Source organism: Methanothermobacter thermautotrophicus (assembly GCF_014889545.1).
Lineage (GTDB): Archaea > Methanobacteriota > Methanobacteria > Methanobacteriales > Methanothermobacteraceae > Methanothermobacter > Methanothermobacter thermautotrophicus_A.
Genome location: NZ_QKOF01000004.1, coordinates 1 through 26,468 on the forward strand (window position 1 = coordinate 1; position 26,468 = coordinate 26,468).

The window sequence follows — 26,468 nt, forward strand, 5'->3', positions numbered from 1 at the left end:
CAACCTATTACTTGATGGAGAAGAGTGGAAAGTTAGGGACAGAACTTTAAAAAGGACTCCTAAAATGGCCCGAAATTAGAAAAAAGCAATGAAATGTTAACGATGATGATTATTTAGTCAGAGATGAACATCTTTTGAAATTATCATGCAGGACAGGGTTCGATCATAATAGGGCTTCAAAGACATATGAACCTTAGAACCAGGACCAGATAGGAGTTTTCAAACATCAAGGCAGGTTCATGATATACATGCTGACCATTAATTATTTAAGGTGTTAGTTTCAATATCATAAAAAAATTACTATTATCTGCTCAAATTATTTCAGGCCCCGGTAGCTTAGGTGGGAGAGCGCGGGATTCGTAATCCCGAGGTCGCGGGTTCAATCCCCGCTCGGGGCTCTTATTTTATCACTGAATGGTTCTGTGAGCAGTGCGCCAACAAGGAGTCCCAGGGCTATTGCAACCACAGTCATTGCAAAGAGTGTTATCTCAGCTATGGATGTCAGATAGTTCCTTCCAAGGAGATTTGCAAGTCCTATGAAACCTATGGATCCAGGTGCAAGGAACCAGAAGGCAGGGTAGAGGGTGACAAAGTGAGGTGTCTTACCTGCAAGCTCAATCCCCCTGGCAACCAGTGTCATTGACAGGGCCCCCAGGAATGCACCCAGGAGTCCTCCTCCAGCCGCATTCCCGAGCTGCTGTCCCATGAGTGCACTGTAGAGCACAAGGAGTATCCATGGAAAGTCACTCCTGTATACAGAGAGGAAGAGGTATATGCCCACCGCAAATATGAAGGCCCCCAGATAGGGACTGTAACTTATGGCGGATATCTTTATGGCTGCAAATTCCTCCTGGGGGAACCTGTTAAGCTGCATACCCATCAGGACACCAAAAAGGAGGAGAAGAAGAACCATGCACCCATATATTACCCTGCTTGACCCTGAAACCAGTTCCCCGCTTGCAAGTTCATAGATGCCTGTTGTTAGCGTCACACCAGGGATAAAGTATATCAGGGGTGGTACAAGGAGTGTGAGGTTACCGCTAACGGCACCGGTATTGATCAGGAAGAAGGCAACACCCGAAACCGTGAAGGATGCCAGTACAGGCATGATGAGGGAGAGCCTTCTCTTACCGTAACCCAACACTATCAGGGAGCCTGCTATAAGGCTGAGGAATGATGAGTAAATTACAAGATCAGGGTCGGGCTGTATAAGAAGTGCTATGCCCAGTGAGAGAATAAGGTAACCCAGAAGGATCCCGTAGCGCCCGAACCTGTGGGAGCCCCTCAGTATGCTCCTGAGCTCACCCAGTGCCTCACCCAATCCTCTCCTCCCGGATGTCAAATCATCGGTGAGTCTGTATATCTCTGTGACCTGGTGAAGGGGCATCATCCCTGGGGACTGGGCTGCAAGGCCCATCCTCGAGACCTCCCCCTCAGCCTTTATTATGATCATGGTTGGGAGGACCGAGACCTCAACCTCGACACCCTGGGAACCGGCGACACTCCTCAGGATTCTCTCGGTATCTGTAACAGAATTTCCTGAGGCTATGAGGGCGCGGCTCAGCTCCTCAAGGAATTCAAGCAGTTCTGCTGTCATTTCTCTGGTCACAGGGATTCTTTAATTCGTTTCCAATGTATGTGGGGTGGATGAAGCCGGCCCTTATCATATGGTCTGCGAGGACCATTGCAACCGCAGCCTCTGCAACCGGCACAACCCGGGGGCAGATGCAGGGATCATGTCTCCCATGGACCTCAATGGTTGTCTCCTCCATCCTTTCAAGGTCAACAGTCTTCTGGGGCACTGATATGGAGGGTGTGGGCTTTACGGCTATCCTTGCAGTTATCGGCATGCCGCTTGATATCCCTCCAAGTATGCCCCCAGAGGTGTTTGTCGTTGTTCTCACCTTACCATCATCATCCAGGTAGAACTCATCGTTTATCTCACTTGCACGGTGTTCTGCAACATCGAATCCCATCCCGATCTCAACACCCTTCACAGACCCGATACCCATGAGGGCCCTTGCTATATCTGCATCGAGTTTACTGAATACCGGCTCTCCGAGTCCAGCAGGCGCACCGAGGGCAACAACCTCAACAACCCCGCCAACGGAGTCTCCCCTGCTGCGGGCATCAAGTATAACCTCTTCCATACGTTCAGCTGCCCTGGGGTCGGCACATCGGACAGGGTTACTCTCAGAGTACTCACCTATCCTTTTAAGGCTTACCCTGTCTGCCCTAACATCACCCACCTGCACCACATGGGCCTTTACTGTCACACCGTAACCGCTGATGAGCTTCTTTGCAACGGCCCCGCCGATTACGTGCCCAATGGTAACCCTTCCACTCCCACGGCCACCGCCACGGTAGTCATAGTGCCTGAACCTCGCCCTCCATGTGTAGTCGCCGTGTCCCGGCCTTGGTGTATTCTCAATGTTACTGTAACTTTTTGAGTCGGCGTCCAGGTTCCTGACGATTCCAGTTATGGGGGTGCCATCTGTTCTTCCCTCGAATATGCCTGAGAGTATCTCGACCCTGTCGGATTCAGCCCTTGGAGTGGTGAGGGCACCTGTCCCGGGCCTCCTCCTGTTAAGTTCCTGCTGTATGTCCTCTTCACTGAGCTCGAGACCCGCGGGGCAGCCGTCGATAACAGCGCCCACTGCAGGGCCGTGGCTTGATCCGAAGGTCGTGACCCTGAACACTTCACCTGTACTGTTCCCGGCCACCGAATCACCACCCGCTATCAGCCTAACTCCTTGAGGGTAGCATGGGTGTTAACCATCCAACGAAGCTATCAATGCTCCGGCTCTGCATGTAAACGGTTCCTGTACCTTCAAATTCTGCAACCAGACCTTCACCACTAAGAAATGTGCTTTTGAGGCCACCAACCTTTCTCACACTGAAATCAAGCCCCTCTGTGAAGGCCACAATGTGGCCTGTGTCCACTATGAACCTCTCATTTACAAGTTCCCTGCTGTAAATCGCGCCGAAACTTGAAAGAAACACCGGTCCTGAGGATCGTATTTTAAGAAGGAACAATCCTTCCCTTGCAAAGAAGGTCTTGAAACCCCCCAGTTTGGTGTCTATCTCCACATCCTCTGGTCCTGCCATGAATGCACCGCTCTGGGCATAGATGGTCTCTGTTGTCTCAAGGACCTCAACATCACCAGGGTAGGCCGGTGCGAGCTGCACATCCCCCTTACCCTGTGCCCTGAAGGTGTTGAGGAAAAGGCTTTCGCCTCCAATGGATCTCTTAAAGGCCCCAAGAAGACCCCCTGTCTCTGTCTGGAGTTCTATGTTTGAGCTCATGCTCACCATTGCACCTGTCTCAGCCTTTATTGCTTCACCGCTTTCAAGCTCGATGTGAGCCATACTAAAACTTGGTCTGTGTAAAATTTCATATCTCATGGATTTACTGTGTACCTTTTAGTTAATATATCATCAGGGTATTGTTGGTTTACTGACTGTGGTGGTTTTTATGTTCTCTTATCATGAGGATGGCGGTTGATGTGGATTCCTTACAATCAGGTGTTTTCAGGCGGGACCTAAATGTTTAACCGTGGTGTTTCATTTATCTATTAAACATGGAAGTGCTCAGCCATATCTACAAGGTCCTCATGGAACTCTACGGGCCCCAGGGATGGTGGCCACTCATTGATAGGGATACAATGACACTCAGGTACCACCCTGGCGATTACACCCCACCATCAGATGATGGGGAGCTCTTTGAGGTCATTGCAGGGTCCATACTGACACAGAACACGTCCTGGGACTCCGCTGCATCTGCACTCATAAACCTTGCGGTGATGGACGCCCTTAAACCCCACAGGATACTCTCCCTGGATGATGCCGAAATTGAAGCGGCCATACGGTGTGCTGGTTTCTACAGACAGAAGGCATCATACCTCCGCGAAATGGCAGGGTTCTTCCTGTCCCTTGAAGGGTCAACACCATCCCGGAAGGAGCTTCTGAGGGTGAGGGGTGTCGGCCCTGAAACCGCGGATTCAGTGCTGCTATATGCCTACAGAAAACCGGAGTTCGTGGTTGATGCATACACCCGGAGGATGCTGGCCTACCTTGGAATCATCGCTGGTGATGAGAGCTACCACAGAATAAAGGAACTCTTTGAAAAATCCATTGAACCCGATTTCAGGGTCTTCCAGGAGTACCATGCCCTTATAGTCAGGCATGGTAAGTCCTACTACAGGGGAAGGGTCCATGGGGAGGGTGATCCCCTAACTGAAAAACTGGGTGATTCATGTGATTGACTTCACAGATATCAGTGTTGCGATCATAAGGAGGACATTCAGGACCCGGTTTAGACTTGCATCCCTCACAGGGAGGTCTTCGATATTCAGAAAACTCGTAAAGAGACTCTTCTTTGAGGGGGATGATATACAGGTCATACCTAGGAACTCTTCCATAGAGATAAACCGCAGTATCCCGGTGCCTGAGAATCTTGTCCTCCCCTCGGAGGTCCTGAGGCGGATGATACTCAGATCCAGGCACATCTTCCTGATGGACTTCTGCATATGCAGGGTCTCATCGGATTGCAGCAGCTACCCCCATGACCTTGGCTGCCTTTTCCTGGGACCCGGCGCCATGAGGATCTCAGAGAAGGTCGGAAGACTCGTATCTGCTGGGGAGGCACTTGAACACATTGAAAGGTGCCAGGAGGCGGGCCTGGTTCACATAATAGGGAGGAACAGGATAGACTCTGTCTGGCTTAACTCGGGGCCCCATGATGAACTCCTTTCGATCTGTAACTGCTGTGAATGCTGCTGCCTCTGGAAGATGACACCACTCCTATCTGAGGACATAGCATCCTCCATAACACCAATGGAGGGAGTGGAACTGAAAAGGGAGGAGGCCTCCTGTGTTCTATGCGGTCGCTGTGAGGATGTATGCTTCACGGGCGCCATAGGGGGGGGAGTGAGGTGGAGCATGACCCCGGAAGATGCCTAATATGTGGAAGGTGTGCTGAGAGCTGTCCTGAAGGTGCCATTAAGATAATGATGGACCCTGAAGCTGTTGAAGATGCCATAAAACGTGTTGAGGTCCTTGTGGATGTTGAGTCATGATTCCCCAACACCAGCCTTCATGGAGGGTCACCGAATTTCTCCTCTGCACGCATGGTTATGTTTTTTACCGGTGAAGATGTAATAAGGAATTATCACAATGGATCCAATAGTTACCTGTGAGTGATAATATGGAGTTTCCCACAAAAAGGATGCGAAGGTTGCGTAAGAGTCCACAGATAAGGAATATCCTTAGAGAAACACGGCTGCACCCATCAGACCTCATATACCCCCTCTTTGTAAGTGAAAAACTTGAGAGGGGTGAGAGGGAAGCAATAGATACAATGCCGGGCCAGTTCAGGTACTCTGTGGATGACGCGGTTTCCGAGGCATCCAGTCTTGAGGATGAGGGACTATCATCTGTAATCATATTTGGAATGCCATCATCCAAGGATGAGCTCGCATCAGCAGCCCATGACCCCCGGGGTGTTGTGCAGAGGACTGTGAGGCGGCTCAAGGAGGAAACAGACCTTGTGGTCATGACCGATGTCTGCCTGTGCCAGTACACCACCCATGGACACTGCGGTGTGGTGGTTGATGGTGAAATCGTCAACGATGAGACCCTGGAGGTCCTTGCAAGGATAGCCCTGTCCCATGCCGAGGCCGGGGCAGACGTGGTCGCCCCATCTGATATGATGGATGGTAGGGTGGCCGCCATAAGGAGGACCCTTGATGATGCCGGGTTTCAGGACACCCTGATAATGTCCTATGCAGTTAAATATGCTTCATCATTCTACGCACCATTCCGGGACGCAGTATCATCGGCCCCTGCCTTCGGTGACAGGAGATCCTATCAGATGGACCCTGCGAACATTGATGAGGCCATCATTGAGGCTGAACTGGACCTCCGGGAGGGTGCTGATATACTCATGGTGAAACCTGCCCTGGCATACCTTGATGTTATAGGAAGGGTCCGGGAAAGGTTCAGGGTGCCCCTCGCAGCATACAACGTCAGCGGCGAATATTCAATGCTGAAGGCAGCCATAAATAGTGGGTACCTGACTGAGGAGGCCATCTATGAATCCATACTGTCAATAAAACGTGCAGGGGCAGACCTTATCATATCACACTTCACTCCTGACCTCCTGGAGGTGATCTAGATGGACCCACTCCATGTTTCCAGGATAGCGGAGATGGCCTCCGTCCTTGAGGTCAGCGGATACCCGAAGCCAGGCAACGTCCACAGGACCCGTGACTTCGATGATATGGTCTACGAGGACTTCCTTGTGAGTGGGATAGTCATAGGTGATACCATGAGACTGGCAGCAGAGAGGGGGAAAGGGCTGAGGGATTCCCTTGACCTTTCAAGCCTCGGACTGGGGAGTCTCATACTCAGGGCGGTTGAGGACACCAGGAGGTGGGTTTCCACCAACACGAACCTGGGCATCATAATGCTGCTCACACCCCTCTCAGCCGCAGCGGGGATGGTTGACACCGGGGATCTCCAGGGACTGAGGGAGCAGGTAAACCGTCTGATACTTCAGACAACACCAGAGGATGCTGTTAACCTCTACAGGGCTATTTCAACTGCAGAGGCCGGTGGAATGGGTGAACATGACACCCTTGACGTTAATGACCCTGCTTCACAGCAGAGGATAATGGATGAGAACATCACCCTCTTTGACACCCTCAAGATGTCAGCTGCCTGGGACCTCATCGCACGGGAGTTAACGTCCAGCATGCCGGTCACATTCAATGTAGGCTTCCCGGTATTTAAGGGAACCGTGGAGGAGCATGGCATGAACCTGGCCGTAGTCCAGACATTCCTGACCATACTTTCAAGATTTCCTGACACACTGATATCCAGGAAGTATGGCGAGGAGATCGCCCTGGAGGTTTCAGAGGAGGCCTCAGATATCGTTGATAGGGGAGGTGTGCTCACCGCTGCAGGCCTCAGGAGGGTTGAGAAATTTGACCGTAAACTCTACAGGATGGGATGGAACCCGGGGACAACCGCGGATCTCACAGCTTCCTCTGTCATGGTTGGATTGCTGGATTATTACTCAGCACTTGTTTGATCTAAGTGGAGGAGAGTTTTATGATGGATCTTGACAGGATCATTGACCAGCTTCACATTTATGAGAAGAAGGTTCTGAAGGCATTCGAAGGCTCAGATAAACCGTTGAAACCTGAGGAAATAGCAGAATCCCAGAAGATCGATATAAAATCCGTCATGAGTGCAGCAGGCGCCCTTGAATCTAGGGGATTCGTGAAGGTTATAAAGGACGAAGAGGAGGTTGTATCCCTCACAGAGGATGGAGAGTCCTGTGCCAGGGAGGGACTTCCCGAGCGCAGACTCATGGAGGCCCTTGAGGGTGAAGAAGGACTTGAAATGTCAGAACTTTCCAGCAGGGCAGGTCTTGATAAGAAAGAGGCCGGTATTGGTATTGGCTGGCTCATGAGGAAGGGATGGGCAAGGATAAGTAATGGTATCGTCTCAGCGGTGAGTCACGGAACACCTGATAGGGGTGCGGATGAGAGGCTGCTGGAACTCTTACTTGAAAGGGGATCTGTGAAGATCAGGGAACTCCCTGATGAACTCAGGAGTGCACTGAAGGACCTGAAGGGAAGGAAGGGAATCGTGGATATAAGGAAAATTAAGAGGCATACCATTGAACTCACCCCCAAGGGCAGGAAACTCCTTGAAAGGGGAATAGAGATAGTTGAGGAGGCAACCCAGGTCACCCATGAACACCTCAAGAGCGGGGCCTGGAGAAAACTCCACTACAGGGGATACAGTATTGATGCAGAGTACCCTCTTGTTTATCCTGGAAAGATGCACCCACTCAGGCGTATAATCGATGAGATAAGGTCAATATTCCTTAAACTTGGATTCACAGAGTCAAGGGGCCCGATCGTTGAGTCTGCCTTCTGGAACTTTGACTGTCTATTCCAGCCGCAGGACCACGCTGCAAGGGAGATGCAGGACACCTTCTATGTTAAAAACCCATCCCTCACAGATCTCCCGGCTGAGGATCTTGTGATGGGTGTGAAGGATGCGCATGAAACCGGTGGCTCAACAGGTTCACAGGGATGGCGGTATGAATGGGACATGGATGTTGCAAGGCAGAGTGTGCTCAGGACCCATACGACCTGTGTATCTGCAAGGTTCCTCAGTGAGAACGAACCACCCCTCAAGATGTTCTCTGTCGGACGTGTTTTCAGGAGGGAGACCATCACCTACAAGCACCTCCCCGAGTTCCATCAGGTTGAGGGGATCGTTGCAGGCGAGGAGGTTAATTTCAGGAACCTCCTGGGCATACTGAGGGAGTTCTACAGGAAACTTGGATTTGAGGTCAGATTCAGGCCGGCATACTTCCCATACACCTACCTCTCAACTGAATGTGAAATCTATCTCCCTGAGAAAAAGAGCTGGATAGAGCTTGGAGGGGCAGGGATGTTCAGGCCAGAGGTCCTCGAGCCTCTGGGAGTTGAAACCCCGGTGGCTGCCTTTGGCCTTGGTATAGAGAGGCTTGCAATGATAAGATTTGATATAAAGGATATAAGGATGCTATACCAGAGCGACCTTGGATGGCTCAGGGGCCTCCCGGTGACCGGAGACCTGAAGTTATAGTCCCCTCTTGAGTGGAGGGACTTTAAAACTTTATTAATCTTCATTACCCTGTGCCATGACAGGGCGGTAGTACTCACCATCATCAAGCTGAACCCTCTCAAGGAGGCCCCTGTTTTCAAGGGAGAGGATGACGTTGTACATCCTCCGGGTCCCAAGTTTAAGAGGACCGTAGAGGAGGTGGCCCTCAAGGAGGTACCGTGGGACTGGAGCCCCACCACCGGTTTCCCTGAGTATCCTGAGGGCCTCTTCTTCAATCTGGTTGAGCTCGGCGACCCTCACATCCTCCTGGGTTTCCATCACCTTTACCTCTTCATCGAGGTTTTCAGCCACTATACGACCATCTTTCCGTGAAATAAGTCCCTTATTCTCAAGGGCTGTGATGGTGTCATGGTATTCATGTTCTGGCAGGTCAAGGTTCCTCTTGAGCATATCCTCAGATACAGGGGCGTTAAGGTCAAGCTGCATGTACCTGATTTCCCTGTAGACCATGTTTTCCTTTCTGGTTATAATCTTCAATGGGGACCTCCAGTTACTTGTGGTCACTAACCCTGGACATCAGGAGGGAACCAGTATCTCGGCTGCAACCAGCCGGCATATATCGGTCTTTGTTATGACTCCAACCGGTTTTCCATCATCCATTACGAGGAGTCCTGATATGTCAGCCCTCAGCATGAGGTTGGCGGCATCCTCTATGTTGTCATCAGCTGAGATGGTTATCACATCATCAACCATGATGTCCCTCACCTTGAGGTCCCTTTCAGGGTGTTCGCTGTCGGGTTTTATGGTTCCGAGAACTCCTATGAGGTCTGTGTAGGATACCACACCCACAGGTTTACCGTTATCTTCAAGTACGAACAGTCTCCTGACTCCGTGTTTGTACATCTTTTCGAAGGCCTCAAGGGGCCTTGTCTCGGGGCTCACAGTTATTATCTCAGGGTTCATGGCTTCTTTAACCTTCATTGAAATCCCTCAAAGTCATACTTCTAATTAATATATCACTGTATCTTTTTATGTTTTGTTATCCACAGGTTAGATACAGGGGGTGCGATGCATTTAAATAGTCGTGTTAATTATTCAGGTAATAACCCGTTGTTTTCTGCAGACAATACTGCAGGCTAAACAAAGTTTAAATATGACTTTAGAATAATAATATAATAAGTTCATATGAAATCACCTGTGGGGTAATAGTTATGATGAGAATAAGCATGTCTCTACCAAAAAAGCTCTTAAATGAATTTGATGAAGTTTTAAGGGATCGTGGATACCAGTCAAGGTCAAAGGGCATAAGGGACGCTCTTAAGGACTACATTGTAAGGTACCAGTGGATGAACGAAATGGAAGGTGAGCGAATCGGTATCATTGCCGTCATCTACGACCACCACTACACAGGGGTCATGGAGGACCTTGCAGACATACAGCACGACTACCGCGAATACATCAATGCTGTTATGCACGTCCACATGACCGAAAGGCACTGCCTTGAGGTTATAGTGGTTAAGGGAGACGTTGCAAAGATAAGGGAACTCACCGAGAAGATGATGAGGCTCAAGGGCGTTGAACACGTGAGGCTCACCAGCACATCAACCGAACAGAAGATAGAACATGAACACTGATCCAGCAATCAGAAACTAAATGAGATTCAGGGTCACACCCTATCACGGAAACCTCCTGGGGGATCATGAACGCCTTGCAGCCTTCCGCGAGGCAATATCCTCCAGGGCAAGGGGCATCACCTATGACCTGGGTGCCGGTAGCGGCATCCTCTCATTCTTCGCATCAAAGCACGCTGATAGAGTAATTGCAATCGAGAGGGATCCTAAGATAGCTGCATGTGCAAGGGAGAACCTCTCATGCCTCGATAACGTCATTGTTGTCAACGAGGACGCCCTCCACCATGAATTCAGTGAGGCCGATACGATTATATGCGAGATGCTTGACACGGCACTTATAGATGAGGAGCAGGTCCCGGTTCTCAGGAGGGCCCTCAGATTCCTCAGGGATGAGGGGACTGTGATACCACAGGCGGTTTTCAATGCAGCAGAACCCGTCAGTGTGAACTGTGAAAACATCATGTATGATGAAAATCTTTCACAGCAATCATCAGGTCCAATGAGGGTCTATGACAGGGTTGAATTCAATGAGGACCTCCATGAGATGTTCAGGGGTTCACTGAGGCTGGAAGCACTGGATAAATTCAACGCCATCAGAATAACATCCTTCACCATGACGGCACCTGAAATCATATGCGGTCCAACACCAATGATAAACCCGCCGCTCATCATACCACTGGGGGAGACCGTTGATAGAGGTGAGGTTGAGATAGAACTCTCCTACAGGATGGGAGGCGGATTTGATTCAGTTGAAGCATCCATAAAGGATTTTATCTAAAATTTGAGTACGGCTGGTGATTTCTATCCATCTGAAGCGGATTCTAAATGATTTCCTCACTGACTGCAGAAGGCTCCTCGTCCTCACAGTTGGAAATGAACTCAGATCTGATGATGGCCTTGGCCCATACCTCGCATCCCTCATCCAGGAGGCGATGGTGAAGAGGGGGCACCTGCTTATCAATGCAGGTACCGTGCCTGAAAACTTCACAGGAAAGATCAGGTCCGAAAATCCAAGCCATATCCTGATTGTGGATGCTGTTGAGATGAGGGAGGACCCGGGAACGGTGAGGTTCATCGAAAGGGACAGCATATCAGATTACAGTATTTCCACCCATGCCATGCCCCTATCATTCCTTTTGAGGTACCTTGAGGATCAGGGTGACTACAGGATAGCCCTCATGGGCGTGCAGCCAGAAAACCTTGAATTTGGAACCGAACTGTCACCGGTGGTTGAAGGGGCTGTCCATGACCTCGCAGGGGTGATAATCGCTGCCCTTGATGGTGTTGAGGGGCGCGAATGATTGCCTGGTTTCACTCAGCCATGTTTTTTCATGTGTCTTTGAATTGTGTATGTCACTTCCCTCCAAGATTAAGTTTTTATAAGACCCCGCCAAAGAGTAAACCAGCCCTTGATTTTTTGAGTGATCATTATGAGGATTCTGTTCATAGGTTCAAGACTCTTCAATGACGTTGCAGAGTATGCGTCAGCAATGGGTGTGACCACCATACTCTCTGAGTCAAACCCGGATGCCCCCAACCTTGAACTCGCCGATTCACACCACATCGTACCCAGGGGCATGGAGGGCCCTCTGGAAATCGCCCTCAGGGAGGACGTTGACGCAGTGGTACCGCTGATAGGTGTCGACGGACCCCTCAGGGATGTGGCCTGGCTCAAGGACAAACTTGAAACTGACCACGGGATTCCGGTGGTTGCATCAGGACCAGAGGCTGCTGAGATATCCACAGATAAATTTAAGACCAAGGAGTTCTTTACCAGGAACCGGATAAGGACACCGGAATACAGTTTAATCGATTCACCGGCTGATGTAACTGAATTTCCGGTGGTTCTAAAGCAGAGGGAGGGACAGGGCGGCTCAGGCGTGATGGTTGCAGCCACCCCCTCTGATGTCCGGGGTTATCTCCGCGCCAGTGACCATGCCCTCATGGAGGATTACATACAGGGCCGTGAGATCTCGGTTGAGGTGCTCAGGTGGAATGGCGAAACCCTCCCCCTGGTGGCCGTTGATAAGGGAGAAACAAGGGTGGATGGACTGCACCCCCTGAAGAAGGTGAAGAGGGCCCCAGCAATTATCAGGGGATTCGATGGAATGGAAGCGCTTGAAAGGGCCTCTGAAATCACTGAACTCCTTGGTGCGGAGGGCAACACCGACGTTGACATGATAGTCTCAGAGGATGGAAAACTCTACGCCATAGAGGTCAACACAAGGCCAAGCGGGACCAGGTACATCTCAGAGGCCGCGACGGGCATAAACCCAATGCACTGCCTGGTGGACATGGCAGCAGGGAACTGGAAACCGGGTAAAATCAGGAGGAAGAACCATTATGCCGTTGAGATACCGGTAGGTAACCCCGGGGACCTTGAGTCCATCATGCCTGAGGGGGCCTCATGGGTGCTCCACGGTCCCAGGAACCATATGCGCCTAACTGTCAGGGCCGGGAATCCTGAAATGATTGACCTGGTCCTTAAAAAACTCGGTGATCTTCGTGTACATAGAGGGCAGGTGATATGATGGAGTCGTTGATGGTTTTCATTATAGGTGCTGCTTCAGCTGCAGTATTCACACTATTTATAAGGAACATTCTCAGGAGTGCAGGTATAGGGGATAAACCAATAGTCACTGAGCACAGCCACAAGGCAGGAACACCTACAATGGGAGGCCTCGGGATGCTACTGGCCCTCCTCCTTGTAACGGTAATCTACCGGAACAACCCCTACCTAATCCTCACCTCACTCATAGTTCTCACAGCAGCCATTGTGGGCCTCCTGGATGACCTCCTGGGCCTCAAGGTGAAGGAGGTTCAGAGGATCATAAGGAACGTATCTGAAAGGCCCCTGGAGGTTGGTCAGCTTGTCCTGAAGCCAGGCGAGGAGGCAAGGGCGGCAACAGACAAGGCAAAGAGGGATGTTGAGGCCCTGCTATCTGAGGGACTTGTTGAGGTGGTCGGTGAGGCCCCAATAAAGAATGAGGTGAGTGAGGGGGAGAAGATAATGGCCCAGCTGATGATAGGTTTATTCCTTGTACTCTCAGGGGCTGTTGCTAAGCTCGGAGGCTTCTACCTGGGCCTTGCAGCCGCACCCATCGTCATAGCAGGTATGGTGGGGGCCATAAATGCAGTTAACCTCATAGATGGGATGGATGGGATGGCGGCAGGCATAATGCTCATAGCATCAGCGTCATGCGCAATTTTCCTCGGCCTGTCAGGCCAGGCCATGCCCTTCCTGGCACTGGCAGGGCTCTGCGCGGGCTTCCTGGTATTCAACAGGCACCCTGCAAGCATATTCATGGGTGACACAGGTTCATTCGCCCTGGGGGCGGGCTATGCGACTGCTGTGATGCTCACGGACACGGTTTACTTCGGCGTCCTTGCAATAGCGGTGCCCGTGGTCTCGGTTATCGTGAGTCTGCTCCACCGTGCAGGGGTTATAAGGCTCCCTGTTGAACCGCTGCACCACACACTCCACTACCGTGGGATGTCCGAGAGGAGGATAGTGCTCATATACTGGCTCATAACACTTGTGGTCTGTCTACTGGGACTCCAGCTCACGGGGAGACTCCTCTGATGGGTGAAGGCCATGTACCTTGATGAAATCGCAGAGCGGGTTTCAGGGAAACTCAGAGGTCCAAACAGAGCATTCAGAGGAATATTCACAACCCTTGGAGCTGCTAAAGCAGGTGACATTGTTATAAGGCACTGGATCGATGAGACTGGCGTCAAAATCGCCTCAGAAAGGGGTGTATCTGCTATCATAACCCAGGATCTCAGGGGGAACTCTGCCAGGGCAGCTGAAGATTACGGGCTCCCTGTTATCCTCGTTGACAGGATTGAAAATGCGAATGCCCTGGCACTTTCATGGACCATTGAGAGATTCGCCCCATCATCAAGGAGGGTTGTGGTCACAGGCACCAATGGCAAGTCCACCACGACCCACATGATCCACCATATAATAAGGACCACCGGTGCTTCATCCTACACAAACACCGATTCAAGGTCAGAGTTCAACACACTCATAGACCCCGTGGTCTCACAGCAGATAGCAGAGGTATCCTCTAATGGGGCACCTGAATTCATGGTCATAGAGGTCTCAGAGGTGCAGGGGTGGCTTGGAAGGGTTATGATGGACCACGCACGCCTCATGACATCGGCCATAGGGCCAGAGGTGGTCGTCATAACCAACGTTGCAATGGACCACATAGGACTTGTTGAGTCGGTGGAAGATGTCTCCAGGGAGGTATCAGGGGCCCTCAGGGCAATTGAATCAGGGGTGGCTGTACTCAATGCCGATGATGAACGTGTGAGGGCCATGGCCCGTGTGAACCCCTCCCTCAGGGTGGTCTTCTATGGTCGGGACTCCCATGTGAGGTATGATGGGGAGGGCATCCACCTTGAAGATGACCTGATAATCCCTGCAGAGGAACTCCCCTTCATGGGTGAGCACTTCATACAGAACACCCTGGCTGCAGTTGCAGCATGCCTGGAGCTTGGATTCTCCCCCGAGGATATAAGGCAGGGTGTTAAAACATACAGACCCCTCAGGAGAAGGTTTACAGTCCTCATGAGGGAGCCTCTAGTCATAGATGACTTCGCCCACAACCCCTCAGGTATCAGGTCCACCGTGAAAAGCGCCGCAGCCAACCTGAGGGGGAGGCTCAGGGTGGTGAATGCCATCCGGGGCTCCCGTGGAGAGGATATAAATGTGATGAATGCAGCTGCCCTTGCAGATTCCCTGGAGGGCCTTGATGCGGAGCTCATAGTAACATCAAGCAGTGACCTTGTCGATGAGCAGAACAGGGTCCTTGAAAATGAGAGGAGGGCATTCCTGGGGGTCCTCGATGAGAGGGGGGTATCCTACATCCACGTGGAGAAACTCAGGGACGCCCTGAGGATGGTGCTTGATGCCGCTGAACCCGATGACACCATCCTCCTCCTCGGAGCCCAGGGAATGGACCCTGCGGCAGGTGTCCTCGATGAAATCATGGACTGAATGTTAGGCATGTTATCACTGATAGGGTGTTCATTTCAGTGGATTGTTAGTTTCGTGCGCTGCACTGATCATGTCCCCGTGGTCAATCTTTATAAAGCTGGAGTCAGAGAACTAACTATTCAGTAACTGTGATGAAACGCAGTTAAAGGTGAACCGTTATGCTCATAAAGATCAGAAGGGATACCCTCGTGATACTCCTGCTGGCATTCATCCTGATCCTCTCAGGCCGTGCGATGACATACCTGGCCTATGCCTCATCAATGGAGGATACAGGTGGAGTTCCAATAGCAGGCGTAATAGTTAAGGGTAACGATATAGTTCCACTGTCATCCATAAAGACAAATGTATATGCGGCAGGTTTCCGGCCAGGAAGCTACATAAAGGGTGATGTCCTTGTAACCTCCAAGAGGAAGGTTCCCCTTTCAGAGGCGATAGAGAATGCCGAGAAGTTTGTTAAGATGACAACAATTCCAGGTACCCGTGTAACACCCATAGCAGCCGCTGACGTGAAGGTTGACACCAGCACAGGAATAGTCACTGTTAACGTTATCGAGGACTTCGCCACGGTTAAAGTTACCAACAGAACAGGGGGAGTGGGTTGATGAAGAGAGCAGGTAAACTGATAACCCTTTTATTCATTTTCAACCTGCTTATAGGGCCAGTGTCAGCCACGATGAACGTTATTGTGATCACTGACCCCACAGGGGCGGATCCCAACGGCGCTGCAGCAGGGAGTATGTCCTTCGCCCAGAACATGTTCCAGTCAACCTTCCTCATGTCCAAGGAGAAGAGGTTCGCTGTCCTCTCAGGTGGTGAGGGAGCATCAACACCGAGGCTCATGGCAATAATGGACGTCATAAATCGACTGGAGAATGGTGCAACAGCTGCCGAGGCAGCATCAGCAGCCAACAGTTACCCTGGAATCAGGGTCATGTGCGGGGGTCCCGGTATAGGCGCAGCTGTTGGTGGTTCCTTCGATGCCTACGTGGTTATAGTGGAGGACGATGGTACCATAACAGTCACACCCTACTCAGGGGGCCTTGCGGTTCTTCCTCCAGGTAAGAGGGGCGCAATAATACACCTCAGGAACACGCATGGAAACCCCAAGTATGGTACAGCAACCCGTGTACGTCAGGAGACCGCGATTAACATAGGTAAGATGATAAGGGACGGCTACTCAGCCACCTACATCGTTGGGAAGGTCTTCGAGGAGGTTGCAAAGGACGCCGGTGAAAAATATGGTGGTGGTGCAGTTAACCTGGCCTCAGGGGTATCCACAGGTGACATGTTCACACCCGAGAACCTAAATGAGACCGGTTACCCAATGGATGAACCCTACGTCAAGGTCTGCGATGAGTGCGGCTGGAGCATAGGGTACCCTGCCGCAGAGAACTACCAGACCTGTCCGGTGGATGGCAGCAAGTTAAGGGTTATCTATGCATATGATGCTCTCAGGGACGCCATAACGGTTACCAACGGGTCTGTATCTGTTTCGGTCTACGGTACAGAGGAGGCAGGTGTTGTCCAGACAACCCAGGAGATTGTGAGGGCATCGGTGAAGAAGAATGGTTACAGTGCAGAGGCGATAGCCAGATCCATAAACAGGGCCATAAAGAACGGGTTCCTTGTGGGGGTCAACTATGTGGAGCCAAAGGACATAAATGTGAAGCCGAGCTCAAGGGCTGTGGGTGTCTACTACACGCCCCTCCCAGATGATAGGACAGCCCCGCCCATGGAGCTACCTGTAAGTTCAGGGCTCCTCGAGATACTCGGTAACATCCAGACAGCAATCGGATTCATCATGGTGCTCCTTGTTCTATTCAGGAGCAGCCTTATAAGTTCATTCAGAAGGGGTTAAAAGGTGTCTCTAATAATTCTAAGGGCAGATAGCAGGGAGAAGATTCTGAACGCCATAGCGGACCTTGAAAGGCACGCCGGCCTCAAGGTCCTTGGAAAACCACGGATTCTCAGTAATGATATTGCAGACAGGATAGCATCATCCATACTGGGGGAACTCCACATGAAGTCCTCTGTGGCAGCAGCAGTTGAGGTGGAGGAGGATGATACCAGAAGCATAATGGCCATCAGAGGGATACACCCCCCTGCACATGTGATTGTGGTTAGCAGTGAATACGATGAATACCAGGACCTCAGGGAGATGTTTGGCGGTCTGAGGATCATGAGGGGCTACTACTCCCATAAGGGTGGTTGAAGAGAAAAAATCGTATGGTCTTTGAAGGAAGCCCTATCCCACATGAAATCTGAAGGGTTTAGAATGAATTTTTAGATTTAACCCCTCTTTATTCTTGCTATGTCTCCTATCGTGGCTCCATGGAACTGGCCGCCATCTGTTTTCTCCAGATCATCGGCCTCAAATTTTTCAAGGAGTTTTATCTTGAGGAGCCTTTCAAGCTTCCTTGCGAGCTTGATGTCCGGTTCCATCCTCTCAGATTCGATCCTGTTTATGACGGACACCTTCTCGTTGATCCTCTCAGCGAGATCCTCCCTTGACCAGTCCCTCTTCTCCCTCTCACTCCGTATGATCCTGCCGTAGTCTTCAACGACCTCGTAAACGGTATCCATGGGTCGCCTGGACCTCTTCGTGGGCCTCCTGAAACTTTTTTTACGGGGTGTTGTGGGTTCTCTGATTATTTTACCGAACTTTGAGCATTCCCTGCATACCTCCATGACTGAACTATCGATTTTTGTCTTTAAAGGCTTTCCAACAATCTTTTTACCGCAAATCTCGCATCTCATGAAGATCCCTTTCTATTTTATACTAGATTTATCCCACCCCAATATTTAAATATTACTAGAAACAAGATAGTATACAACAAAATTTAAATAGGAGTGTTCTAAAATCATGGAAAATAACTCCCAGAATGTATTAAAAAAGATTGAGGACCTCAAAAAAGAAATTAGAATGCTTAAAGAGGAAAACTCCAAGACAAAAAGGAATCTGATGTGGAAAATCAGAAAACTCGAAAAGGACAAACTTTTAATTGAAAATGAGAAGACAAGGCTTGACAGGGAAGTTAAATCCCTTCGTGGCGAAATCGAAAGGTTCAGGACCCCGCCACTGGTCATAGCCACAGTCACAGAGGTTCTTGATGATCACAGGGTCGCAGTTAAGAGCACCACAGGACCCCACTTCGTAATAAATTACTCAAGATTCATAGATAGAAAGCAGCTGGAGCCAGGTGCAAGGGTTGCACTGAACCAGCAGACCTTCAGCATAGTGGATGTGCTTCCATCCGAGAAGGACCCCGTTGTGACGGGCATGGAAGTAGAGGAAAAACCTGATGTCTCCTATGAGCAGATAGGTGGCCTCGAGGAACAGGTACGCGAGGTCAAGGAGACAGTGGAATTACCACTCAAAAAACCTGAACTGTTTGAGAAGATAGGTATAGAGCCACCCAAGGGTGTGCTGCTCTATGGACCACCCGGTACAGGTAAAACCCTCCTTGCAAAGGCCGTCGCCCATGAGACCAATGCAACATTCATAAAGATAGTTGCATCAGAGTTCGTAAGGAAATACATAGGTGAGGGTGCAAGGCTCGTGAGGGGTGTCTTTGAGCTGGCCAAGGAGAAGGCCCCAAGCATAATATTCATAGACGAAATTGACGCCGTGGCAGCCAAGAGGCTTAAGAGTTCAACAAGCGGTGACAGGGAGGTTCAGAGGACACTCATGCAGCTACTCGCAGAGCTTGATGGATTCGAATCAAGGGGTAACGTGGGTATAGTTGCAGCAACCAACAGGCCAGACATACTTGACCCGGCACTCCTCCGTCCAGGAAGGTTCGACAGGTTCATTGAGGTGCCTCTACCAAATGAGGATGGTAGAAGGGAGATACTCAAGATACACACCTCAGGAATGGCCCTTGCAGAGGAGGTCGATATTGAACTCCTTTCAAGGATAACGGATGGGGCATCAGGCGCAGACCTCAAGGCAATATGTACCGAGGCCGGTATGTTTGCAATCAGGGAGGAGCGTGATGAGGTCACAATGGCTGACTTCATGGATGCCGTTGATAAGATAATGGGTGTTGAGAAGGAAGAGGAATACAAACAGGAAACCGGCGTGATGTTCGGTTAATAATGATTATGGCCTGTGATGAACCCTATGAGCTCTGAGAAGTGATGATTGATGGGCGATCTGAGGCTGTAATCTTATAAACCTCTTTTCATATCAGATTGACCTTCCATTCCGATAAGACTGTCTCTTACATCTTATTTAGATCTATCATTAGATCAATATCTCTATTTTTAGTGGCTGCTTCTTTTATATCCCATTCATGTTAGAATTACCTAAGTTAGCTGCTTCTTCTTATACCATTTACTGCAGGTCTTACCCTTTATTAGACCTCATCCCAGAGGTCACCAAGAACGGCCCTTCTATCTGTCATTACAAGTCGGGGTATTCTGCCGACGGTACCTGCATGTTCACCCACCACGACCATAACGCCCCTGAAATGCTCCCTGAAGTCATCGGCCCTTTCAAGGGCGTTCTCCACGGCTGATCTATCATCGGGGCCATCTGCACTGTTCGCTATTGAGGTCGCTAGGGCATCTGCTGTGCTTGCCTCAGATGCAAAGACCGTCACAGAATCAGCCCGCCCGAAGCTTATGGAGTGCCCCACGGTACCCGAGGACGTGCAGATACCCCTGGGGCCGCCAGGCTTCAGAAGAAAACCCACAGTCCCTGAGAGGGATGATGAGCCAGCATAGAGGCCCACAGTGATCTTGCGGTTGTTAACAAGGGCTATGTCCCCGCCGTTGTCGATTATACTGCACCGTGAACCCTTACCCATCAGGTGCATCAGTGAGAGCTGGGATATGGTCCCTGCAACAGCAGCCATGGGTCCAACCTCAGCCCTCCTCGAAGCCCGGGACATCATCCTGATGATGAGGGGACCCTCAGACACAAAAACGGGTTCAAGTGATGTTAGGAACTCAGGATTTCTCTGGATATAATCAATGAGCTTCATCCTCTCCCCCAGGATGAATCCAGAGAGTCCGTGGTTCTTTATTTCTGTCCTGAGATTTATGCGGGTCTCACCGATGACCATCCTTTCCATGATTCCACACCAGCTCCAAGATACATTGAATGAAAGATCAAAGGGCATATCCAACCATTAGATATAAAAACCTATACAACAGATTAATTCCTATTGTAGTTAACTTCTTTTAACAAGTATATGTCAGTTTTGTGATAACATGTTTGGCAGGGACAGGTTACATCCAGGTGAGAGGATTTTATATGAGACAAGGCCAAGGTTCATCCTCAACTCAAAATCGACCATAATAAAGGCCCTGTCAGCCATGATAATAGCATACCTATTCCAGGGGATAGTCGAGGGAGCCGGGGCCCTTGACAGTATCCTGATTGCAAATTATGGTGTCACAGTAGCCGGGAAGGTAGCATGGCTACTGACAGCAGTCATAATCATAATCCTTCTCTCCATCCTCTGGGATGTGATCTCCTGGAAGAACAGGCGCTACATAATCACCGACCAGAGGGTGATGGTTGAGGAGGGGGTTCTTAGAAAGAGGAGGTACTACATAAACCACAGAAAGATAGTGGACGTGTCATTCTCACAGAGCATAACAGAGAGACTCCTTGACTCTGCAGATGTGGAGATCCACGGGGGCCACGAGGGCACAAACATAATACTGAGGGATGCACCGTCCCCCTCAAGGATAGAGTACCATATCAGCAGGTTCACAGAGAGGGGATATGATGATGCAGAGGATATCCTCAGGGAACTCTCATCCCGCAGAGGCAGGGAGCCAGGATTTGCAGACCCTGAATTCTGGGACACCCCCCCTGATGAGGAGGAATGCAGTAACCACATCGAGGCACCTGATAAGGAATCCCCGTCATCGGGCAGCGGATCCCTTCCAGAGGGGGAGTGTGATGAATCCATAATGGAGAGGCACTCAAGGAAGTTTAAGAGGTACAGAAGGGAGGGCAGGGATGAGTGATTACGATGTTCTCATAATGGGGGCCGGCCCTGCCGGTTCAACACTTGCAAGGCTCACAGCAAGTAAAGGATTCAGCGTAGGACTCCTTGAGAGGAAAAGGATAATAGGCCTGCCACTTCAGTGTGCAGGGCTCGTATCACACAGGATAAGGGAGGTTAACGTACTCCCCGATGAGGTTATACTTAACAGTGTGAGGGGAGCTGTTCTACATTCACCATCAGGCATAACCCTCCGGGTTTCAAAGGCAGAGCCAGAGGCCCATGTAATTGACAGAACAGCCTATGACCAGCACCTGGCGGAACTTGCAATGGAAGCCGGCGCAGAATTGATGAATGGAACTGCGGTGAGGGATTTCAATACAAAAACAGGTCATGTCAGGGTAAATGGTGATGAACTCATTGCTGATGTTCTGGTTGATTCCAGGGGACACTCCGCCGCACCCCGAAGGTACCCTGCGAGGCAGTACCTTGTGAGGTTCAGGGGCACTGAAATGGACACGGACTTCGTGGACCTGAAGGTTGACTCCAGACTCTCCCCGGGGTTTCTGTGGAGGATACCGGTAGATGAAGAGACAGCCAGGGTGGGTGTATTCGGACCCCAGCAGAACCTGAAGGAATTCCTCAAGGGCTTCCTATCAGACCTTGGCAGTGACTTTGAGGTCATTGAATCTCACCATGGCTTCATCCCCAGACCCGACCTGGATGTGAGACTCGTGAGGGGAAGATGCATCCTACTCGGAGATGCCGCCGGGCAGGTTAAACCCACAACCGGGGGAGGCATAGTTCTGGCATCCAGGACTGCATGGGTGGCAGCAGAGGCCATCCAGGGGGCCCTTGAGGGGGTTACAGACCTCAAAGAGTATCAGGAGGGCTGCAGGAAGCTCTACATGTCAGAGATGAAGAACCAGATGAGGGTTCAGAGGACCTTCAGACTACTCTCAGATGATGACCTTGACCATATATTCCGTAAGATGAAGGATTACGGTGCGGAGGAGATAATATCAGAATATGGGGACATGGACAGACAGACACCCCTCATCATGGAGTTTCTGAAGAGGGGACTCCTGTTCAGGATAATACCATCCATCCTCACATCGAAGGTGGCGGGAATATGGAAATGATGGTGTTACTCTCACAGGAGCACCCGGAACTCCCCAAGGCAGAACTCAGGTCTGTTCTAAGGTCAGAGGGGATAGATTTCAGTGTCATTGAATCTGGAAGTGGATATGAGGTCATAGATGCCCCTACTGGTACATGGAAGATCCTTAAAAAAAGGCTAGCCTATGCCCATGAGATTTCACAGGTCATAGGCTATGCAAGGGCCGAGGACCTGGAGGTTGCTGCAGCGGAAATTGACTGGGGAAGATACGTAAGGGGCAGCTTTGCAGTGAGGATAAAAAAGCTGAGTGGTGATGTGGATTCCAGGACCCTCGAGAGGACCCTCGGAGCGATCATAAGGGAGGATACTGGACTGAAGGTTGACCTTGAGAAACCCTGGACCATCATAAGACCGGTACTCATTGATGACAGGTTCATCCTCACAAGGAGCCTCGCATTCATCAGCAAGGAACACTTCAACGAGGCCAGACCCCACAAGAGGCCCTTCTTCTACCCGGGTTCAATGAGCCCCAAACTCGCAAGGTGCATGGTCAACCTCTCAGGGGTGAAGGCGGGTGACAGGCTCCTTGACCCGTTCTGTGGTACAGGTGGGATACTCATAGAGGCGGGCCTCATGGGTGTGAGGGTCATGGGTGCTGATATAGACTGGAGAATGGTTGAGGGTACCCGTGAGAACCTTCAGCATTACGGTATAACCGACTTTGAGGTCATAAGGTCCGATGCGAGGGATCTAAGGCTTGATGAGAAGGTCAACGCCATAGTAACCGATCCACCCTACGGTATATCAGCTTCAACTGCAGGTGAAAGGAGTGAGAAGCTTTACAGGGAATTCCTTGACTCCGCACACTCAAACCTTGCAGGGGATGGGATAATCTGCATGGCAGCACCCCACTACCTCGACCTTGAGGGCCTCATTGATGAAAGATTCAGAATAAGGGAGAAGTACTCAATGAGGATGCACAGGAGCCTCACGAGGGTCATAAGGGTGATTGAGATTGTTTAGTGCCCCGAAGTTATCTAAGCTGGTGTTGCTTGCACCTCCAGGTGGGGTCCTTCAAATTCAGGGAATCTGAAGCCCACCCACATTCATTCTGTACATGGATGTACACTTAACCATATATATCATTTAAAACCAAACTCTAGATAACTATTTTCTGAACACCTTGAAGGGGATTAAATTGCAGGTTAGAGTACTTGATACCACACTGAGGGATGGAGAACAGACACCAGGGGTTTCACTCACCCCTGAGGAAAAACTGAGAATAGCACTCAAAATCGATGCACTCGGCGCGGACATCATCGAGGCGGGCTCAGCAATCACATCCGAGGGTGAAAGGGAAGGTATCAGGAAAATCACATCTGAGGGTTTGAGGGCGGAGATCTGCAGCTTTGCAAGGGCTGTGCGGGAGGACATAGACGCTGCAGTCTCATGTGACGTTGACAGTGTGCACCTTGTGGTCCCAACATCTGACCTGCACCTTGAACACAAGCTCAGGAAGACGAGGGAGGAGGTCCTCGACCAGGCGGTGGACTCTACAGAGTATGCGGTGGACCATGGGATCCTGGTTGAACTCTCAGCAGAGGATTCAACAAGAAGTGACATGGAATTCCTCAGGACCATATTCAGGGAGGGGATAGATGCCGGTGCAGAGAGGATATGTGCCTGTGACACCGTCGGCATACTCACACCAGAACGTTCCTATGAGTTCTACAGGGAGCTATCAGATCTCGGGGCGCCACTGAGTGTCCACTGCCACAACGACTTCGGCCTGGCAGTTGCAAACTCCCTCGCAGGTTTAAGGGCCGGGGCATCGGAGGTCCATGCAACAATAAACGGTATAGGTGAAAGGGCAGGGAACGCAGCCCTTGAGGAGGTCGTGGTGGCCCTTAAATCCCTCTATGATGTGGACACGGGTATCAACATAGAGATGCTCTATGAGACATCAAGGATGGTTGCAAGGATGACCGGAGTTTACCTCCAGCCAAACAAGGCCATAGTGGGAGAGAATGCCTTCGCCCATGAATCAGGGATACACGCCGATGGCGTCCTCAAGAAGGCTGAGACCTATGAGCCAATAACACCTGAGATGGTTGGCCACAGGAGAAGGTTCGTTATGGGCAAACACATAGGCACCCATGCCCTCAGGAAGAGACTTGATGAACTCGGGATGAAGGTCTCCGATGATAAACTCATGGAGATATTCAGGAGGGTCAAGACCCTTGGGGATATGGGTAAATGCGTTACCGACGTGGATCTCCAGGCAATAGCCGAGGATGTTCTGGGGGTCATGGAGGATAAGGTTGTTGACCTCCAGGAGGTCACCATCGTCTCGGGTAACAGGGTGACACCCACAGCATCCGTCAAGCTAAGGGTCGATGACAGGGAGGTACTTGAGGCAGGTACCGGTGTTGGTCCCGTGGACGCAGCGATAGTTGCCATAAAGAAGAGCCTCCAGGACTTTGCAGACATAACCCTTGAGGAGTACCACGTGGATGCCATCACGGGGGGTACAGATGCCCTCATAGACGTTGTCATAAAACTCAGACACGGGGACAGAATGATAAGTGCAAGGAGCACACAGCCGGATATCATAATGGCCAGTGTAGAGGCATTCATCAGCGGTGTTAACAGGCTTCTGGCCAATCAAAAGTCTGAAGGGACTCATTGATGGTGCTAATATGGATATAGAGGTTATAGGATACCGTGGAGTTGTCAGGGACCTCAGGGGACTCCTTGAGGATATAAAGGGCTTTCCATGCACGGTTCAGCTCATGGATGCCAGGGCAGTTGCAGGCAGGGAACATGCCATCCATGGAGCAATACATGCACTGAAGGCCTTTGAGAGGGGTCAGAATATCTCCATTGACATGGGGATCGAGATATGCCTCCGCATTGCAGGTATGAGGCAGATAAGCAGGGCCCTGGAACTCCTGGGTATCATGGAGGGCGAAATGGAGATATGCGCGGTCCTTGTTGACTGCGAGGATGAGGAGGTTAAATTTCTGGATTCAATTTTTGAGAGGGATGAGGGGGTCCTTGAACCGGATGAGAAGCACCTGAGGAGTATCTACGGCCTCGGCAGGGAGGCTGAAACAGTGGGTGTCGTGGATGCCCTCATCGAGAGGACCACAATGCTCACCGTGGCCTAGTTGCACCCATGGTCGATGAGATTAACTCGGCCATCTCCTCAAGGTTTTCATAGGTCAGGCAATCCACATCAAGGTTTTTAACCTCAACTGCAACTGCACTCTCAAGGACCCGGTCATAGGATGGGCACCGCGTGAATATACTCCTCCCCCCGGCATCTATGACCCTCCTGAGGCGACTCACATCACCCTGGGGGTCACCGGATGGTATTATGACATTTATACCCCTCCTTTCAGGGTGCAGGGCTCCTTCAAGGTTCTCCTTGAGGTAACTGCAGGCCCTGAGGGTCTCTGTGAGGTTTCTCTCAGCTGCCTCCATCTCAAGGGCCACAGCAGCCCTCACATAGGGGTCAGCTTTGAGGGCGGATAGGAGCATGTCCTGCTGCACGATTTCCGGGATTGAAGTTGATATGAAGCCCCCGCCACCTGCGTTCACGGTTTTAGGGGCCCCTGTGGATGCTATTATGATGTCACTGATTTTTCCATTGCACAGTCTCCCCAGGGGGTCTGAGACGCTCCCTGAGGCGTCCTCAACCAGGAGGGCCCCATGGGATCTGCAGACATCTGAAAGTTCCCTGATGGGCTGTTCTGCTGTGTAGCCTGCGAAGCTTGTTACAAGGAGTGCCCTGGCACCTGTCTCATCCAGCCTGGCGTCCAGGACATCAGGGTCCAGGAGCCCCCTGTCTGTCTCTACGCTGAGGACCTCCCTCCCTGTTATTTCAGGTATCCTCCTGAATCCCCTCCAGCCGCCCTGGTCTGGTACCAGGAAGGGTCCCTCAAGGCGGTGGGAGAGGAGGAGTATGGCAGCATTTCCACTGTTGAGTAGCCTGGCGTACCTGTGCCCTGTCACCTCCCTAATCCGGGCCTCGGGGTCATGTACTTCCCCGTAGAGTGCAGCGCGGCAAACTGCCCTCCTTGTCTCTGCAGATGGTTCTCTGAATTTCAGCTTCATAC

General features: G+C 50.9%; 29 protein-coding genes and 1 tRNA gene. 22 read left to right on the top strand and 8 right to left on the bottom strand.

From position 1 onward, the window contains the following. Positions 1–325: 325 nt before the first annotated feature. A tRNA-Thr gene (locus DNK57_RS02140) sits at positions 326–398 on the top strand. On the opposite strand, the gene DNK57_RS02145 is transcribed toward DNK57_RS02140, so the two are convergent. The 3 genes from DNK57_RS02145 to DNK57_RS02155 are packed head-to-tail and all read right to left on the bottom strand — an operon-like array spanning position 380 to position 3,405. Beyond that, positions 380–1,597 (bottom strand): threonine/serine exporter family protein, encoded by a 1,218-nt coding sequence (locus DNK57_RS02145; RefSeq protein ID WP_192961425.1) that lies wholly within the window; start codon positions 1,595–1,597, stop codon positions 380–382. The two genes, DNK57_RS02140 and DNK57_RS02145, sit on opposite strands and share 19 nt — an antisense overlap. After that, positions 1,578–2,723 (bottom strand): chorismate synthase, encoded by a 1,146-nt coding sequence (gene aroC, locus DNK57_RS02150; protein ID WP_192961426.1) that lies wholly within the window; start codon positions 2,721–2,723, stop codon positions 1,578–1,580. The genes DNK57_RS02145 and aroC overlap by 20 nt, the downstream gene beginning before the upstream one ends. 22 nt (positions 2,724–2,745) lie before the next feature. Next, positions 2,746–3,405, bottom strand: a complete 660-nt coding sequence (locus tag DNK57_RS02155) for a TIGR00266 family protein (protein ID WP_192961427.1) — start codon at positions 3,403–3,405, stop codon at positions 2,746–2,748. A gap of 176 nt (positions 3,406–3,581) precedes the next feature. On the opposite strand from DNK57_RS02155, the gene DNK57_RS02160 reads away from it, so the two are divergent. The 6 genes from DNK57_RS02160 (at position 3,582) to pheS (ending at position 8,649) form a co-directional block, all read left to right on the top strand. After that, positions 3,582–4,265 (top strand): endonuclease III domain-containing protein, encoded by a 684-nt coding sequence (locus DNK57_RS02160; protein ID WP_192961428.1) that lies wholly within the window; start codon positions 3,582–3,584, stop codon positions 4,263–4,265. Continuing rightward, positions 4,258–4,962, top strand: coding sequence for a 4Fe-4S binding protein (locus DNK57_RS09310; RefSeq protein WP_320056844.1), 705 nt, complete (start codon positions 4,258–4,260; stop codon positions 4,960–4,962). The genes DNK57_RS02160 and DNK57_RS09310 overlap by 8 nt, the downstream gene beginning before the upstream one ends. Then, entirely contained in the window at positions 4,935–5,078 is a 144-nt protein-coding gene (locus DNK57_RS08980) for a 4Fe-4S binding protein (RefSeq protein WP_320056845.1), read from the top strand. The genes DNK57_RS09310 and DNK57_RS08980 overlap by 28 nt, the downstream gene beginning before the upstream one ends. Positions 5,079–5,206: 128 nt before the next feature. Continuing rightward, entirely contained in the window at positions 5,207–6,175 is a 969-nt protein-coding gene (gene hemB / locus DNK57_RS02170; protein ID WP_192961429.1) for a porphobilinogen synthase, read from the top strand. Then, positions 6,176–7,093: a triphosphoribosyl-dephospho-CoA synthase gene (locus tag DNK57_RS02175; protein WP_192961430.1), complete on the top strand. Its 918-nt coding sequence runs from the start codon at positions 6,176–6,178 to the stop codon at positions 7,091–7,093. A gap of 20 nt (positions 7,094–7,113) precedes the next feature. After that, positions 7,114–8,649: a phenylalanine--tRNA ligase subunit alpha gene (pheS, locus tag DNK57_RS02180; protein ID WP_192961431.1), complete on the top strand. Its 1,536-nt coding sequence runs from the start codon at positions 7,114–7,116 to the stop codon at positions 8,647–8,649. 33 nt (positions 8,650–8,682) lie between these two features. Here pheS and DNK57_RS02185 read toward each other — a convergent pair whose 3' ends face one another. After that, positions 8,683–9,165 carry a hypothetical protein gene (locus DNK57_RS02185; protein WP_226890984.1) on the bottom strand — a complete coding sequence of 161 codons (483 nt, stop codon included), beginning with the start codon at positions 9,163–9,165 and terminating at the stop codon, positions 8,683–8,685. 39 nt (positions 9,166–9,204) lie between these two features. Beyond that, the gene (locus DNK57_RS02190; protein WP_192961434.1) at positions 9,205–9,609 is read right to left on the bottom strand and encodes a CBS domain-containing protein; all 405 of its coding nucleotides are present in this window, start codon (positions 9,607–9,609) and stop codon (positions 9,205–9,207) included. A gap of 230 nt (positions 9,610–9,839) precedes the next feature. Between DNK57_RS02190 and nikR the strand changes: the two genes are divergently transcribed. The 9 genes from nikR to DNK57_RS02235 all read left to right on the top strand — a co-directional run bounded on the left by nikR (position 9,840) and on the right by DNK57_RS02235 (position 17,476). Further along, the gene (gene nikR, locus DNK57_RS02195) at positions 9,840–10,262 is read left to right on the top strand and encodes a nickel-responsive transcriptional regulator NikR (RefSeq protein WP_010876378.1); all 423 of its coding nucleotides are present in this window, start codon (positions 9,840–9,842) and stop codon (positions 10,260–10,262) included. 19 nt (positions 10,263–10,281) lie between these two features. Further along, entirely contained in the window at positions 10,282–11,037 is a 756-nt protein-coding gene (locus DNK57_RS02200) for a methyltransferase domain-containing protein (RefSeq protein WP_192961435.1), read from the top strand. 16 nt (positions 11,038–11,053) lie between these two features. Next, the gene (hycI, locus tag DNK57_RS02205) at positions 11,054–11,560 is read left to right on the top strand and encodes a hydrogenase maturation peptidase HycI (RefSeq protein ID WP_192961436.1); all 507 of its coding nucleotides are present in this window, start codon (positions 11,054–11,056) and stop codon (positions 11,558–11,560) included. A 129-nt stretch (positions 11,561–11,689) separates the two neighbouring features. Beyond that, positions 11,690–12,790, top strand: a complete 1,101-nt coding sequence (locus tag DNK57_RS02210) for an ATP-grasp domain-containing protein (protein WP_192961437.1) — start codon at positions 11,690–11,692, stop codon at positions 12,788–12,790. After that, entirely contained in the window at positions 12,787–13,842 is a 1,056-nt protein-coding gene (locus DNK57_RS02215) for an MraY family glycosyltransferase (RefSeq protein WP_192961438.1), read from the top strand. Before DNK57_RS02210 ends, DNK57_RS02215 begins: the two co-directional genes overlap by 4 nt. A gap of 12 nt (positions 13,843–13,854) precedes the next feature. Further along, positions 13,855–15,264, top strand: a complete 1,410-nt coding sequence (locus DNK57_RS02220; RefSeq protein ID WP_192961439.1) for a Mur ligase family protein — start codon at positions 13,855–13,857, stop codon at positions 15,262–15,264. 158 nt (positions 15,265–15,422) lie between these two features. After that, a complete protein-coding gene (locus DNK57_RS02225) occupies positions 15,423–15,866 on the top strand; it encodes a hypothetical protein (RefSeq protein WP_192961440.1) in 444 nt (147 codons plus the stop codon). Further along, positions 15,866–17,122 (top strand): hypothetical protein, encoded by a 1,257-nt coding sequence (locus DNK57_RS02230; protein WP_192961488.1) that lies wholly within the window; start codon positions 15,866–15,868, stop codon positions 17,120–17,122. The genes DNK57_RS02225 and DNK57_RS02230 overlap by 1 nt, the downstream gene beginning before the upstream one ends. Positions 17,123–17,125: 3 nt before the next feature. After that, positions 17,126–17,476 carry a DUF356 domain-containing protein gene (locus tag DNK57_RS02235; RefSeq protein ID WP_192961441.1) on the top strand — a complete coding sequence of 117 codons (351 nt, stop codon included), beginning with the start codon at positions 17,126–17,128 and terminating at the stop codon, positions 17,474–17,476. 77 nt (positions 17,477–17,553) lie between these two features. Here the strand turns inward: DNK57_RS02235 and DNK57_RS02240 are convergent, their stop codons facing one another. Then, complete coding sequence (locus tag DNK57_RS02240) at positions 17,554–18,021, bottom strand: multiprotein bridging factor aMBF1 (protein ID WP_192961442.1); 468 nt, start codon at positions 18,019–18,021, stop codon at positions 17,554–17,556. Positions 18,022–18,127: 106 nt separating this feature from the next. Here DNK57_RS02240 and DNK57_RS02245 point away from each other — a divergent pair, with 106 nt between their 5' ends. Then, positions 18,128–19,360, top strand: coding sequence for a proteasome-activating nucleotidase (locus DNK57_RS02245; RefSeq protein ID WP_192961443.1), 1,233 nt, complete (start codon positions 18,128–18,130; stop codon positions 19,358–19,360). A gap of 262 nt (positions 19,361–19,622) precedes the next feature. Here the strand turns inward: DNK57_RS02245 and DNK57_RS02250 are convergent, their stop codons facing one another. Next, positions 19,623–20,342, bottom strand: coding sequence for a UPF0280 family protein (locus tag DNK57_RS02250; protein ID WP_192961444.1), 720 nt, complete (start codon positions 20,340–20,342; stop codon positions 19,623–19,625). Between the two features lie 139 nt (positions 20,343–20,481). Here DNK57_RS02250 and DNK57_RS02255 point away from each other — a divergent pair, with 139 nt between their 5' ends. The 5 genes from DNK57_RS02255 to cgi121 all read left to right on the top strand — a co-directional run bounded on the left by DNK57_RS02255 (position 20,482) and on the right by cgi121 (position 25,517). Next, positions 20,482–21,249, top strand: a complete 768-nt coding sequence (locus DNK57_RS02255; RefSeq protein ID WP_192961445.1) for a PH domain-containing protein — start codon at positions 20,482–20,484, stop codon at positions 21,247–21,249. Next, positions 21,242–22,369, top strand: coding sequence for a geranylgeranyl reductase family protein (locus DNK57_RS02260; RefSeq protein WP_192961446.1), 1,128 nt, complete (start codon positions 21,242–21,244; stop codon positions 22,367–22,369). Before DNK57_RS02255 ends, DNK57_RS02260 begins: the two co-directional genes overlap by 8 nt. Further along, positions 22,360–23,370 carry a TIGR01177 family methyltransferase gene (locus tag DNK57_RS02265; protein ID WP_192961447.1) on the top strand — a complete coding sequence of 337 codons (1,011 nt, stop codon included), beginning with the start codon at positions 22,360–22,362 and terminating at the stop codon, positions 23,368–23,370. The genes DNK57_RS02260 and DNK57_RS02265 overlap by 10 nt, the downstream gene beginning before the upstream one ends. A 175-nt stretch (positions 23,371–23,545) precedes the next feature. After that, complete coding sequence (locus DNK57_RS02270) at positions 23,546–25,036, top strand: 2-isopropylmalate synthase (RefSeq protein WP_192961448.1); 1,491 nt, start codon at positions 23,546–23,548, stop codon at positions 25,034–25,036. Positions 25,037–25,046: 10 nt separating this feature from the next. Next, complete coding sequence (gene cgi121, locus DNK57_RS02275) at positions 25,047–25,517, top strand: KEOPS complex subunit Cgi121 (protein WP_192961449.1); 471 nt, start codon at positions 25,047–25,049, stop codon at positions 25,515–25,517. On the opposite strand, the gene DNK57_RS02280 is transcribed toward cgi121, so the two are convergent. Next, entirely contained in the window at positions 25,504–26,466 is a 963-nt protein-coding gene (locus DNK57_RS02280) for a DegT/DnrJ/EryC1/StrS family aminotransferase (protein WP_192961450.1), read from the bottom strand. The genes cgi121 and DNK57_RS02280 overlap by 14 nt on opposite strands. Positions 26,467–26,468 lie beyond the last annotated feature (2 nt).

Excerpts from the sequence above, each read along its gene's own strand:
- hemB (WP_192961429.1), top strand. The coding sequence starts at position 5,207 with ATGGAGTTTCCCACAAAAAGGATGCGAAGGTTGCGTAAGAGTCCACAG.
- DNK57_RS02190 (WP_192961434.1), bottom strand. The coding sequence starts at position 9,609 with ATGAAGGTTAAAGAAGCCATGAACCCTGAGATAATAACTGTGAGCCCC.
- DNK57_RS02155 (WP_192961427.1), bottom strand. The coding sequence starts at position 3,405 with ATGAGATATGAAATTTTACACAGACCAAGTTTTAGTATGGCTCACATC.
- DNK57_RS02250 (WP_192961444.1), bottom strand. The coding sequence starts at position 20,342 with ATGGAAAGGATGGTCATCGGTGAGACCCGCATAAATCTCAGGACAGAA.
- DNK57_RS02200 (WP_192961435.1), top strand. The coding sequence starts at position 10,282 with ATGAGATTCAGGGTCACACCCTATCACGGAAACCTCCTGGGGGATCAT.
- DNK57_RS02175 (WP_192961430.1), top strand. The coding sequence starts at position 6,176 with ATGGACCCACTCCATGTTTCCAGGATAGCGGAGATGGCCTCCGTCCTT.
- nikR (WP_010876378.1), top strand. The coding sequence starts at position 9,840 with ATGATGAGAATAAGCATGTCTCTACCAAAAAAGCTCTTAAATGAATTT.
- pheS (WP_192961431.1), top strand. The coding sequence starts at position 7,114 with ATGATGGATCTTGACAGGATCATTGACCAGCTTCACATTTATGAGAAG.
- DNK57_RS02255 (WP_192961445.1), top strand. The coding sequence starts at position 20,482 with ATGTTTGGCAGGGACAGGTTACATCCAGGTGAGAGGATTTTATATGAG.
- DNK57_RS02225 (WP_192961440.1), top strand. The coding sequence starts at position 15,423 with ATGCTCATAAAGATCAGAAGGGATACCCTCGTGATACTCCTGCTGGCA.
- DNK57_RS02265 (WP_192961447.1), top strand. The coding sequence starts at position 22,360 with ATGGAAATGATGGTGTTACTCTCACAGGAGCACCCGGAACTCCCCAAG.
- DNK57_RS02145 (WP_192961425.1), bottom strand. The coding sequence starts at position 1,597 with ATGACAGCAGAACTGCTTGAATTCCTTGAGGAGCTGAGCCGCGCCCTC.
- DNK57_RS02160 (WP_192961428.1), top strand. The coding sequence starts at position 3,582 with ATGGAAGTGCTCAGCCATATCTACAAGGTCCTCATGGAACTCTACGGG.
- DNK57_RS02245 (WP_192961443.1), top strand. The coding sequence starts at position 18,128 with ATGGAAAATAACTCCCAGAATGTATTAAAAAAGATTGAGGACCTCAAA.
- DNK57_RS02260 (WP_192961446.1), top strand. The coding sequence starts at position 21,242 with ATGAGTGATTACGATGTTCTCATAATGGGGGCCGGCCCTGCCGGTTCA.
- cgi121 (WP_192961449.1), top strand. The coding sequence starts at position 25,047 with ATGGATATAGAGGTTATAGGATACCGTGGAGTTGTCAGGGACCTCAGG.
- DNK57_RS02280 (WP_192961450.1), bottom strand. The coding sequence starts at position 26,466 with ATGAAGCTGAAATTCAGAGAACCATCTGCAGAGACAAGGAGGGCAGTT.
- DNK57_RS02220 (WP_192961439.1), top strand. The coding sequence starts at position 13,855 with ATGTACCTTGATGAAATCGCAGAGCGGGTTTCAGGGAAACTCAGAGGT.
- DNK57_RS02210 (WP_192961437.1), top strand. The coding sequence starts at position 11,690 with ATGAGGATTCTGTTCATAGGTTCAAGACTCTTCAATGACGTTGCAGAG.
- DNK57_RS02240 (WP_192961442.1), bottom strand. The coding sequence starts at position 18,021 with ATGAGATGCGAGATTTGCGGTAAAAAGATTGTTGGAAAGCCTTTAAAG.
- DNK57_RS02230 (WP_192961488.1), top strand. The coding sequence starts at position 15,866 with ATGAAGAGAGCAGGTAAACTGATAACCCTTTTATTCATTTTCAACCTG.
- DNK57_RS02215 (WP_192961438.1), top strand. The coding sequence starts at position 12,787 with ATGATGGAGTCGTTGATGGTTTTCATTATAGGTGCTGCTTCAGCTGCA.